The organism is Nocardia cyriacigeorgica (assembly GCF_010858045.1).
GTDB lineage: Bacteria > Actinomycetota > Actinomycetes > Mycobacteriales > Mycobacteriaceae > Nocardia > Nocardia cyriacigeorgica_E.
This window is the reverse complement of the sequence record NZ_JAAGVC010000022.1, coordinates 1-12396: the sequence shown is the minus strand read 5'-3', so window position 1 is coordinate 12396 and position 12396 is coordinate 1. Positions and strand designations below refer to the sequence as shown.

9 protein-coding genes are annotated in these 12396 nt (G+C 69.0%); all 9 read left to right on the top strand.

The genetic code is table 11. The features are described 5' to 3' along the window. Positions 1 to 54 precede the first annotated feature (54 nt). The 9 genes from cycA to pyrF all read left to right on the top strand — a co-directional run bounded on the left by cycA (position 55) and on the right by pyrF (position 11696). Positions 55 to 1533, top strand: a complete 1479-nt coding sequence (gene cycA, locus GV790_RS18595) for a D-serine/D-alanine/glycine transporter (RefSeq protein WP_175585941.1) — start codon at positions 55 to 57, stop codon at positions 1531 to 1533. Positions 1534 to 1744: 211 nt separating this feature from the next. Next, positions 1745 to 2587: an SAM-dependent methyltransferase gene (locus GV790_RS18590; protein WP_256673382.1), complete on the top strand. Its 843-nt coding sequence runs from the start codon at positions 1745 to 1747 to the stop codon at positions 2585 to 2587. Between the two features lie 266 nt (positions 2588 to 2853). Continuing rightward, positions 2854 to 3528 carry a bifunctional pyr operon transcriptional regulator/uracil phosphoribosyltransferase PyrR gene (gene pyrR, locus GV790_RS18585; protein WP_138447450.1) on the top strand — a complete coding sequence of 225 codons (675 nt, stop codon included), beginning with the start codon at positions 2854 to 2856 and terminating at the stop codon, positions 3526 to 3528. Next, positions 3525 to 4481, top strand: a complete 957-nt coding sequence (locus GV790_RS18580; RefSeq protein WP_163814600.1) for an aspartate carbamoyltransferase catalytic subunit — start codon at positions 3525 to 3527, stop codon at positions 4479 to 4481. Before pyrR ends, GV790_RS18580 begins: the two co-directional genes overlap by 4 nt. Before the next feature lie 70 nt (positions 4482 to 4551). Further along, a complete protein-coding gene (locus GV790_RS18575; RefSeq protein ID WP_163814599.1) occupies positions 4552 to 5889 on the top strand; it encodes a dihydroorotase in 1338 nt (445 codons plus the stop codon). After that, entirely contained in the window at positions 5889 to 6383 is a 495-nt protein-coding gene (locus GV790_RS18570; RefSeq protein WP_163814598.1) for a PH-like domain-containing protein, read from the top strand. Before GV790_RS18575 ends, GV790_RS18570 begins: the two co-directional genes overlap by 1 nt. Beyond that, entirely contained in the window at positions 6380 to 7501 is a 1122-nt protein-coding gene (gene carA / locus GV790_RS18565; RefSeq protein WP_163814597.1) for a glutamine-hydrolyzing carbamoyl-phosphate synthase small subunit, read from the top strand. Before GV790_RS18570 ends, carA begins: the two co-directional genes overlap by 4 nt. Next, positions 7501 to 10842 carry a carbamoyl-phosphate synthase large subunit gene (carB, locus tag GV790_RS18560; RefSeq protein WP_163814596.1) on the top strand — a complete coding sequence of 1114 codons (3342 nt, stop codon included), beginning with the start codon at positions 7501 to 7503 and terminating at the stop codon, positions 10840 to 10842. The genes carA and carB overlap by 1 nt, the downstream gene beginning before the upstream one ends. Before the next feature lie 29 nt (positions 10843 to 10871). Further along, positions 10872 to 11696 carry an orotidine-5'-phosphate decarboxylase gene (pyrF, locus tag GV790_RS18555; RefSeq protein WP_163814649.1) on the top strand — a complete coding sequence of 275 codons (825 nt, stop codon included), beginning with the start codon at positions 10872 to 10874 and terminating at the stop codon, positions 11694 to 11696. Positions 11697 to 12396 lie beyond the last annotated feature (700 nt).

Sequence of the window (12396 nt, the reverse complement as noted above, 5' to 3'; positions counted from 1 at the left end):
GTCCGTCGCCGGATGGTCGAATGGGGTCTTCGCGCTTGATTCGGAGGGAGTTCCATGGCCGTGCTGCAGAGCGACGGAGGTTCGGGGGACAAGGAGAATCCGGCGGGGGGACCCGAGGGGCCAGGGCATCTGAGCCGCCAGCTGGCCAACCGGCACATTCAGCTGATCGCGATCGGCGGCGCCATCGGCACCGGCCTGTTCATGGGTTCGGGCAAGACGATTTCGCTGGCCGGGCCGTCGGTGATCCTCGTCTACATGATCATCGGGTTCTTCCTGTTCTTCGTCATGCGGGCGATGGGCGAGCTGCTGCTGTCGAACTCCGAGTACAAATCGTTCAGCGATTTCGCCGGTGATCTGCTCGGCCCGTGGGCCGGGTTCTTCACCGGATGGACCTACTGGTTCTGCTGGGTCGTCACCGGTATCGCCGATGTGGTCGCGATCGCCGGCTATGTCGCCTACTGGTGGCCTGAGCTGCCACTGTGGATTCCCGCGCTGGTCTGTATCGCGGTGCTGCTGGTGCTGAACCTGCCCACCGTGCGCGCGTTCGGCGAGACCGAGTTCTGGTTCGCCCTGATCAAGGTGATCGCCATCGGCGCGCTGATCGTCACGGGTCTGGTGATGGTGCTGACCGGCTTCACCGGTGACAGCGGCAGCACCGCCTCGATCGCGAACCTGTGGAACGACGGCGGGTTCTTCCCGATGGGGCCGATGGGATTCGTGGCGGGCTTCCAGATCGCGGTCTTCGCCTTCGTCGGCATCGAACTGGTCGGCACCACCGCGGCCGAGGCCAAGGACCCGGAACGAACCCTGCCGCGCGCGGTGAACTCCATCCCGGTGCGCGTGCTGCTGTTCTACGTGGGCGCGCTCATCGTGATCTGCGCGGTGACGCCGTGGCGTGAGGTCTCGCCCGACGAGAGCCCCTTCGTGGCGATGTTCAGCCTGGCCGGTCTGGGGATCGCGGCGAGCGTGGTGAACTTCGTCGTGCTCACCAGCGCCACGTCGAGCGCGAATTCCGGCATCTACTCCACCTCGCGGATGGTCTACGGACTCGCCGGTGACGGCGACGCTCCCGCCATCTTCGGCAAGCTCTCGCCGCGCCGGGTGCCGGCCAACGCGCTGCGTTTCTCGTGTGCGTTCCTGATGATCGGCGTGGTGCTGCTCTACGCGGGCCAATCGATCGTGGAGGCGTTCACCGTGGTGACCACGATCTCGTCGCTGTGCTTCATGTTCGTGTGGACCATGATCCTGGCCAGCTACCTCGCCTTCCGGCGCCGTCGCCCGCACCTGCACACCGCGTCGAAGTTCAAGATGCCCGGCGGTATCCCGATGGTCTGGGCCGTGCTCGCCTTCTTCGCCTTCCTGATCTGGGCGCTCACCCAGGAGTCCGACACCCTGCAGGCCTTGCTGGTGACGCCGATCTGGTTCGCGGTGCTCGGGCTCGCCTACCTGGTGGTCCGGCGCAGCCCGCACCACAAGGCGCTGCGCGACCAGCATCGTGACAAGGTCCTCGCCGAAACCTCGGCGCTGGGCTGACCGGCTGTCCGCCCCGATCGGGGCGGGCATCCCGCGAGGGCGGGGTCGGCGCACTGTCCCGGCCCCCGCCCGAGGTGACTTCGGGGCGGCCGGTGTCGTCGTGGTTCGGCTTCCGTTTTCGATCCCGTCCGCGGTGACGGCGCCTAGAGTCGTCGGCAGTGTTCGCGAGGTCGCGCGGCAGCCGTCGTGCGGTGCTGGAGGGGAGCTGCCGATGGCAGAGGAAACGAGATCCGTACCCACCGCGGGTGTGGCGATGACCGCGATCGGTGTGGCGATGATCCGCATGCGCGAGAGCCTTCGCCCCGACCGGCTCTATGACGACCCCCTTGCCACTGTGTTCGTCGATGCCGCGCGGACCGGCTTCGACGACGAGCGCTGGGCCCGATTCGAGGCCTTGGCCGACCAGTTCTATGAGGCACGTTCGGTTGCGGTCAGACTCGTCGACGACGACATTCGTGACGGCATAGCGGCCGGCTGCGAGCAGATCGTGCTGCTGGGCGCCGGTCTCGACACCCGGGCGTTCCGGCTCGGTTTGGCGCCGGGCATCCACTTCTTCGAGCTGGACCTGCCCGAATTGTTCGCCTTCAAGGAACCGCTACTGGCCTCCCACGATGCCAGGCCCACGTGCGTGCGCCGGGTGGTTGCCGCGGATCTGCGCGAGGACTGGGCGAAGGCGCTGCGGGAGAGCGGGTTCCGCGTCGACCGGCCCACCCAGTGGATCGACGAGGGCGTGCTCGGCTACCTCTCGCGCGAGCAGGCCTACGCGGTCGCCGGCACCGTCACCGAACTGTCGTCCACGGCCAGCCGGTTCGGCGTCGGCCGATTCCAGACCGACGCCGCCGCCCCGTCGTACCGGGCGCTGCGCGACCTGGTGTCCGGCGCCGGCGATCGCCCGACCCCGATCAACGGCCTCGGCAACGACGCCGAAACCTGGTTCGGCACCCACGGCTGGCGCACGAGCTTCCGCGCCTGGGACGATCTCGCCGCACCGTACGGGCGGCCCGTGACGATGAACGACCCGCAGGCAGGCAACATCCTCGCCGTCCGCGAGTGACTTCGGCCTCGCCCGGATCGTGCCGCGGCGGATGCGGGCCTCGTGGCCAGGGTTCGCGCTGAGCGTCCGCCGCGCCCGCGCACGACATCGCACGTCGCCATGCGTTATCGGGCTCACAACCGGTGCCGAGTCGATGATCGGTGTTCCCGCTCACAACCGCTGATCCAGCCCTCACCTGGTGAAAAGCGGCTACGGCGGGCTGATAGGCTGCTCGGCGTAAGACATCCTTTAACGGACCGTCCGGTGAGGCGGGGAAGGAGGTCGGCATGGCTGTGCCCGAAGAACGGGCAGCCGCGTCCGGCGCTGCCGAAGCGACGTCGGCGGGCAGCGGCGACGCCGCCGGGGCGACCGGCCCCTCGGAGCGTCACACTCCGGCATGGGTAGCGGCGGGACGGGAACTGTTGTCTCCCTCCGACGTCGGCCGCACCATCGCGCGTATCGCGCATCAGATCATCGAGAAGACCGCCCTGGATTCGGGCGATCCCGCCGCGCCCCGGGTGGTGCTGATCGGCATCCCGACCCGCGGCACCACGCTGGCGGCCCGGCTCGCGGACAAGATCGAAGAATTCTCCGGTGTCCGCCCGGCGCTCGGCTCGCTGGACATCACCCTCTACCGCGACGACCTGCGCAGCAGGCCGCATCGCCCGCTGGAGCGCACCTCGGTGCCCGAAGGCGGCATCGAGGACGCGCTCGTCGTGCTCGTCGACGATGTGCTGTTCTCCGGCCGCACCGTGCGCTCGGCCCTCGACGGCCTGCGCGACCTCGGCCGCCCCCGCGCCGTACAACTCGCGGTCCTGGTCGACCGCGGCCACCGCGAACTGCCGATCCGGGCCGACTTCGTCGGCAAGAACGTGCCGACCGCGCGCACCGAGGACATCTCGGTGCTGCTCACCGAACACGACGGCCGCGACGGTGTGTACCTGCACCAGGAGGAAGCGTGAGGCATCTACTGACGGTCGCCGATCTGCGCCGCGACGTCGCCACCGAACTGCTCGACGAAGCCGAACGTTTCGAACAGGCCCTGCTCGGCCGCGAGGTGCACAAGCTGCCGACGCTGCGCGGGCGCACCGTGATGACGGTGTTCTTCGAGAACTCCACCCGCACCCGCGTCTCGTTCGAGGTCGCGGGCAAATGGATGAGCGCCGACGTCATCAACGTCAGCGCGAGCAGTTCCTCGGTCGCCAAGGGCGAATCGCTGCGCGATACCGCGCTCACCCTGCACGCCGCGGGCGCCGACGCGCTGATCGTGCGGCACCCGGCCTCGGGCGCGGCGCATCAGATCGCGCGCTGGTTCGAGGAGTGGGCGCGGACGTCCGGTGGATCGGTCCCCGCGGTCATCAACGCGGGCGACGGCACCCACCAGCATCCGACCCAGGCCCTGCTGGACGCGCTCACGCTGCGTCAGCGCCTCGGCACCATCGAGGGCAGGCGCGTGGTGATCGTCGGCGACATCCTGCACAGCCGGGTCGCCCGCTCCAATGCCTTCCTGCTGTCCACCCTCGGCGCGGAAGTGGTGCTCGTCGCGCCGCGCACGCTGCTGCCGACCGGGGTGGAGAGCTGGCCGGTGCGGGTCTCGCACAGCCTCGACGCCGAACTGCCCGGCGCCGACGCGGTGCTGATGCTGCGGGTGCAGGCCGAACGGATGAACGGCGGCTTCTTCCCGTCGGCCCGCGAATACGCGGTGAACTACGGACTGTCCGAACGCAGGCTGGCGCTGCTGGACGAGCATGCGGTGGTGCTGCATCCGGGCCCGATGCTGCGCGGTATGGAAATCGCGTCGTCGGTGGCGGATTCGCCCAAGGCCGCGGTGCTGCAACAGGTGACGAACGGAGTGCATATGCGGATGGCGGTGCTGTTCCGGCTGCTGGTGGGGACCCAGGAGGCCGCGGCATGAGCGGTCAGCGCCTGGAGGAGGCAGCGTGCGTAACCACGGAAGGCGCCCGATCATGCCAGGAGGTCACAGCATGAGCGAAAACAGTGTGAGCGCATCCGTTCTGCTGAAGGGTGTACTGGTCTACGGCGAGGGCGAGCCGGTCGACGTGCTCGTCGCCGACGGTGAGATCCGCGATATCGCCACCGATCTGGGCGTCATCGACGGCGCCGAGATCATCGACGGTAAGGGCCAGATCCTGCTGCCCGGCTTCGTCGACCTGCACACCCACCTGCGCGAACCCGGCCGAGAGGACACCGAGACCATCGAGTCCGGTTCCGCTGCCGCCGCGCTCGGCGGCTACACCGCGGTCTTCGCGATGGCCAACACCAACCCGGTGGCCGATTCGCACGTGGTGACCGACCATGTGTGGCGGCGCGGTCAGGAGGTCGGCCTGGTCGACGTCTACCCGGTCGGCGCCGTGACGGTGGGGCTGGAAGGCAAGCAGCTCGCGGAGATGGGCACCATGGCCGCCGGTATCGGCGCGGTGCGCATGTTCTCCGATGACGGCCACTGCGTCTACGACCCGCTGATCATGCGTCGCGCCCTGGAATACGCGAACTCGCTCGGGGTACTGATCGCCCAGCACGCCGAGGAGCCGCGGCTGACCGTCGGCGCCGTCGCGCACGAGGGCCCGACCGCCGCCCGCCTGGGCCTGGCCGGCTGGCCGCGCGCTGCCGAGGAGTCCATCGTCGCCCGCGACGCGCTGCTGGCCCGTGATGCCTGCGCCCGCGTCCACATCTGCCACGCCTCCACCGCCGGCACCGTGGAGCTGGTGAAATGGGCCAAGTCGCAGGGCATTTCGATCACCGCCGAAGTCACCCCGCATCATCTGCTGCTCGACGATTCGCGGCTGGAAACCTACGACGCGGTCAACAAGGTGAACCCGCCGCTGCGTGAGGCCTCCGACGCCGTCGCGCTGCGGCAGGCACTCGCCGAGGGCATCGTCGACTGTGTCGCCACCGACCACGCCCCGCATGCCGAGCAGGACAAGTGCTGCGAGTTCGCCGCCGCCCGTCCCGGCATGCTCGGGCTGGAGACCGCGCTGTCGATCGTGGTGCAGACCATGGTCCGGCCGGGTCTGCTGGATTGGCGTGGGGTGGCGAAGGTGATGAGCGAGCGCCCGGCCGAGATCGTCGGACTGGACGAGCACGGCAGGCCGATCGCGGTCGGTGAACCGGCGAACCTGGTGCTCGTCGACCCGGACGCCAGTTGGACGGTGCGTGCGAAGGAACTCGCCAGCATCTCCGACAACACGCCGTACCAGGACATGACGCTGCCGGCCCGGGTGACCGCCACCCTGCTGCGCGGCCGGATCACCGCCCGCGACGGCGTGGCGGCCTCGCCCGCGCGGACCGGAGGGCAGTCGTAATGGAACGCACGCTGTGGGTGGTCGGGCTGGCGCTGCTGTGGGCCGTACTGATCTACCTGATGTATCGGGGCTGGCAGAACCGGGCGGCCCGCCAGGCCGAGCGCATCGGCGACCTGCCTCCGGTGCCGCAGGAACTGGGCGCTCAGCTGCTCGAACCGACCACCGGCCTCTACCTCGGCAGCACCATGGCGCCGAGCTGGCAGGACCGGATCGCGGTCGGCGACCTCGGCTTTCGAGCCAACGCCGAACTCACCAGGTTCGAGCGAGGCATCCTGCTCGAGCGTGACGGCGCGTCGGTGATCTGGATTCCGCAGGAATCGATCACCGCGGTGCGCACCGAACGCGGCCACGCGGGCAAGGTGATGACAGAAGATGGTGTGCTGGTGATTCGCTGGAAACTGCCGACCGGGACCGAGATCGATACCGGATTCCGAGGAGACGACAAGACGGTGTATCCGGCGTGGGCACAGATGACGACGGGAGACGAGGGATGAGCGGAAATAACGAAGCGGCCTTGGTGCTGGAGGACGGCCGGGTTTTCCGTGGCACCGCCTACGGCGCCGTCGGCGAGACGTTGGGTGAGGCGGTGTTCTGCACCGCGATGACCGGCTACCAGGAAACCCTCACCGACCCCAGCTATCACCGCCAGATCGTGGTGGCCACGGCCCCGCAGATCGGCAATACCGGCTGGAACGACGAGGACGACGAGTCCGGCAAGATCTGGGTCGCCGGCTACGCCGTGCGCGATCCCGCGCGCCGCGCCTCCAACTGGCGTGCCACCCGCACGCTGCCAGAGGAGCTGGTGCGCCAGGACGTCGTCGGTATCGCGGGCATCGACACCCGTGCGGTGGTGCGGCATCTGCGCACCCGCGGTTCGATGAAGGCGGGCATCTTCAGCGGTGACGCCGTGGCCGCCTCGGTCGACGAACTGGTGGCCAGGGTCAACGGCCAGCCGTCCATGCTCGGCGCGGATCTGGCCGAAGAGGTCAGCACCGACGGGCTCTACACCATCGAGCCCACCGGCGAGCACCGCTTCACCGTGGTCGCCGTCGACCTCGGCATCAAGACCAACACCCCGCGGATGTTCGCCGAACGCGGCATCCGGGTGCACGTGGTGCCCTCGGGTACCTCGTTCGACCAAATCCAGGAGCTGAAGCCGAACGGTGTGTTCCTGTCCAACGGCCCGGGTGATCCGGCCACCCAGGACGGCGCGGTCGAACTCACCCGCCAGATCCTCGGCGCCGGCCTGCCGCTGTTCGGCATCTGCTTCGGCAACCAGATCCTCGGCCGGGCGCTGGGCCGCGGCACCTACAAGATGAAGTTCGGCCACCGCGGCATCAACATTCCGGTGGTCGAGCACGAGACCGGCCGCATCTCGATCACCGCGCAGAACCACGGCTTCGCCCTCGAAGGCGAGCAGGGGGAACAGTTCGACACCCCCTTCGGCACGGCCGAGGTCAGCCACGTCTGCGCCAACGACGGCACCGTCGAGGGTGTGCGCCTGGTGGACGGGCGCGCCTTCTCGGTGCAGTACCACCCCGAAGCCGCCGCCGGCCCCCATGACGCCGCGTACTTGTTCGACCGTTTCGCCGGTCTGATGGAAGGAGCCTGATGCCTCGCCGCACCGATCTGAACCACATCCTGGTGATCGGCTCGGGCCCGATCGTCATCGGTCAGGCCTGCGAGTTCGATTACTCCGGCACCCAGGCGTGCCGGGTGCTGCGGTCGGAGGGCCTGCGGGTGTCGCTGGTCAACTCCAACCCGGCCACGATCATGACCGACCCGGAGTTCGCCGACTCCACCTACGTCGAGCCGATCACCCCCGAATTCGTCGAGAAGGTCATCGCCAAGGAGCGCCCCGACGCCATCCTGGCCACCCTCGGCGGGCAGACCGCGCTCAACACCGCCGTCGCGCTGCACGAGCGCGGCGTGCTGGAGAAGTACGGTGTCGAGCTGATCGGCGCCGACTTCGACGCCATCCAGCGCGGTGAGGACCGGCAGAAGTTCAAGGACATCGTCGCCAAGGTCGGCGGCGAGAGCGCCCGCTCGCGGGTCTGCTTCACCATGGACGAGGTGCGCGACACCGTCGCCGAGCTCGGCTTCCCGGTGGTCGTGCGGCCCTCGTTCACCATGGGTGGCCTCGGCTCCGGCATGGCCTACAACGACGAGGATCTCGACCGCATCGCCGGCGGTGGCCTGGCCGCCTCGCCGACCGCGAACGTCCTGATCGAGGAGTCCATCCTCGGCTGGAAGGAATACGAGCTCGAGCTCATGCGCGACGGGCGCGACAACGTCGTGATCGTCTGCTCCATCGAGAACGTCGACCCGATGGGCGTGCACACCGGCGACTCGATGACCGTCGCCCCGGCGATGACACTGACCGACCGCGAATACCAGAAGATGCGCGATCTGGGCATCGCGATCCTGCGTGAGGTCGGCGTGGACACCGGCGGCTGCAACATCCAGTTCGCGGTGAACCCGGCCGACGGCCGCCTGATCGTCATCGAGATGAACCCGCGCGTGTCGCGGTCCTCGGCGCTGGCGTCCAAGGCCACCGGCTTCCCGATCGCCAAGATCGCCGCCAAGCTGGCCATCGGCTACACCCTCGACGAGATCGTCAACGACATCACCAAGGAAACCCCGGCCTGCTTCGAGCCGACCCTGGACTACGTCGTGGTGAAGGCGCCGCGGTTCGCGTTCGAGAAGTTCCCCGGTGCCGATGGCACGCTGACCACCACCATGAAGTCGGTGGGCGAGGCGATGTCGCTCGGCCGCAACTTCTCCGAGGCGCTGGGCAAGGTGCTGCGTTCGCTGGAGACCAAGTCCACCGGGTTCTGGACCACCGACGACGGACAGTGGGCGCCCGCCTCCGATTCCCCCGCCGATGTCCAGGCCGCGATCACCGCCGTGCTCGACGATCTGCGGGTACCCACCGAAGGCCGCATCTACCAGGTGGAGCGGGCCCTGCGCCTGGGCGCGAGCATCGACGACGTCGCCGCTGCCTCCGGTATCGACCCGTGGTTCGTCGCCGAGATCGCCGGCCTGGTCGAACTGCGCCAGGAACTGCTCGACGCGCCGGTGCTCGACGAACCGCTGCTGCGGCTGGCCAAGCACTACGGCCTGTCCGACCGCCAGATCGCCGCGCTGCGTCCGGAACTGGCCGGTGAGAGCGGTGTCCGCGCACTGCGGCATCGGCTGGGGGTGCGCCCGGTGTTCAAGACCGTCGACACCTGCGCGGCCGAGTTCGAGGCCAAGACCCCGTACCACTACTCCGCTTACGAGCTCGATCCCGCCGCCGAATCGGAGGTCGCGCCGCAGCACGAGCGCGAGAAGGTGATCATCCTCGGCTCGGGCCCGAACCGGATCGGCCAGGGCATCGAGTTCGACTACTCGTGTGTGCACGCGGCGCAGACGCTGTCGCAGGCCGGCTACGAGACGGTGATGGTCAACTGCAACCCGGAGACCGTCTCCACCGACTACGACACCGCAGATCGCCTCTACTTCGAGCCGCTGACCTTCGAAGATGTGCTCGAGGTTTACCACTCGGAGTGCGAATCCGGCACCGTCGCCGGTGTCATCGTGCAGCTGGGCGGCCAGACTCCGCTCGGCCTGGCGCAGCGGCTCACCGACGCCGGTGTGCCCGTGGTCGGCACCAGTGCCGCTGCCATCGACCTGGCCGAGGACCGTGGCGAGTTCGGTGACGTGCTGGTCGCGGCCGGGCTGCCCGCGCCGAAGTACGGCACCGCCACCACCGTCGAGCAGGCCAAGAAGATCGCGGCCGAGATCGGCTACCCGGTGCTGGTGCGCCCGTCCTACGTGCTGGGCGGTCGGGGTATGGAGATCGTCTACGACGAGACCTCGCTCGAGGGCTACATCTCCCGCGCCACCGAGCTCAACCCCGAGCACCCGGTGCTGGTCGACCGCTTCCTCGAAGACGCCATCGAGATCGACGTGGACGCGCTCTGCGACGGTGACGAGGTGTACCTCGGCGGCGTGATGGAACACATCGAGGAGGCCGGCATCCACTCCGGTGACTCGGCGTGCGCGCTCCCGCCGATCACCCTCGGCCGCAGCGATATCGAGGCCGTGCGCCGCTCCACCGTCGCGCTGGCCAAGGGCATCGGCGTCAAGGGCCTGCTCAATGTGCAGTACGCGCTCAAGGACGACGTGCTCTACGTGCTCGAGGCCAACCCGCGCGCCAGCCGCACGGTGCCGTTCGTCTCGAAGGCCACCGCGGTGCCGCTGGCCAAGGCGGCCGCGCGGATCATGCTCGGCGCCACCATCGCCGACCTGCGCAAGGAAGGCATGCTCCCCGGCGAGGGCGACGGCGGGCATGTCCCGCTGGACGCACCGGTCGCGGTGAAGGAAGCCGTGCTGCCGTTCCATCGGTTCCGCAAGGCCGACGGCACCGGCGTCGACTCGCTGCTGTCGCCGGAGATGAAGTCGACCGGTGAGGTCATGGGCATCGACGCCGATTTCGGTACCGCCTTCGCCAAGAGCCAGGCCGCGGCCTACGGTTCGCTGCCGACCGAGGGCACGGTGTTCGTCTCCATCGCCAACCGCGACAAGCGCGCCATGGTGTTCCCGGTGAAGCGGCTCAACGATCTGGGCTTCCGCATCCTGGCCACCGAGGGCACCGCGGAGATGCTGCGCCGCAACGGCATCCCGTGCGAACGGGTGCGCAAGCACTCCGAGGACGGCCCGGCCGACGAGCCGACCATCGTCGAGCAGATCCGCGACGGCGAGGTCGACATGGTGTTCAATACCCCGTACGGCAACTCCGGCCCCCGCGTGGACGGCTACGAGATCCGCAGTGCCGCAGTGGGCGTGAACATCCCGTGCATCACCACGGTGCAGGGTGCGGCCGCGGCCGTGCAGGGCATCGAGGCCAGCATCAACGGCGGCATCGGGGTGCGTTCGCTGCAGGAACTGCACGCGGTACTGCGCGGGTGAGCCACGATCAGGAGAGCGGAGCGGGATCGGTGCGGACCTTCGGCGACCGGTTACAGCACGCGATGCGGCATTTCGGCCCGCTGTGCGTCGGTATCGATCCGCATCCGGCCCTGCTCGCCCAATGGGGTCTGACCGACGACGTGGACGGCCTTGAAGCCTTCGCCGAGATCTGCGTCGAGGCCTTCGACGGCTGCGTCGCGCTGGTCAAACCGCAGGTCGCGTTCTTCGAGGTGTACGGCGCGGGCGGGATCGGGGTGCTCGAGCGCACCATCGAGGTGTTGCGTGATTCGGGCACGCTGGTGCTGGCCGACGCCAAACGCGGCGATATCGGGTCCACCATGGAGGCCTACGCCCGCGCCTGGCTCGGCGACGGCCCGCTGAGTTCGGACGCGGTGACGGTGTCGCCGTATCTCGGCTTCGGCTCCCTCGATCCGGCGCTCGAGCTCGCCGAGGCCGAGCACCGCGGGGTGTTCGTGCTCGCCGCCACCTCCAATCCGGAAGGCGCGCAGCTGCAACGGATCACCGCCGGTGATGGGCGCACCATCGCCCAGACCGTCGTCGACGCCGCGGCGGCTCGCAACACCGGCGCGGGCTTCGGCTCCGTCGGCGTCGTGGTCGGCGCCACCCTCACCGAGGCGCCGGATCTGAGCAGGCTCAACGGCCCGATCCTGATGCCGGGGGTGGGCGCGCAGGGCGGGGGAGCGGACTCGATACGCGGCCTCGTCCCGCACCACCTGCTGCACGGCGTGGTGCCCAACGCCTCGCGTGAGGTGCTGCGCGAAGGTCCGTCGGTTCCGGCGCTGCGGGCGCGCGTCGCCGCGCTGCAGGAAGAGTTCGGCTTCCTCCAGGCCTAGTGCCCGGCCGCGTACACGATCACCCCGGACCCGGCGGCGGTTTCGGCACGGGTGTCTCATCCGCGACGCATCGGCCGTGGTGCTGGTATCGGCGTCGCGGCGGTGAGATGCTGTGAAGGTTGATCGGGGGATCTCCGGCGGGGCAATAGTCGGCGGTTTTCCATCACAGCACCTCGCACTTGCGGGGGACATCAGGTCCGGCCCGCCCACCCCTCGGGCCGGGCCTGATCCATGTCCGGCGCCGGGCTTCGGCGGCGGTACCCGAGGTGCGTTTGCTGGTGCCCTGACGCCTCGCTGAAATGCTGTGTGGTCAGTTGGCGGCCCGAGTACCCGGTACCGCGTCGTCTGGGCCCATAGACGCGCCTGCCTGCCGATACGGCCGTGCCAGGTACTCGCTGTCCCGCGTCCAACCGTCCTGCTTCGACGCCCAACGGCCGGCCGCCACGGCGCGCTGACCTGATCTGCGCACCGCCCTGACACGGTCGGAGGTTCGCGCGCGAGCTGCCCGGAACGCGACACGCGCCTGATTCCGGAACGACACGCAGAAATTTTCCAGAAAGTTCCTGGTCGGGGGGTTGTGGGTTTGCCGGCGGCGGTGACGACGCCGTGGCAACCGCCCCGCTAATTCGTTCCGTGTACGAAAACGCCCTGCTTGCAGGCTGTTTCGTGGATTCGAACCGGTGTTCGGGAGGGCGGGCGG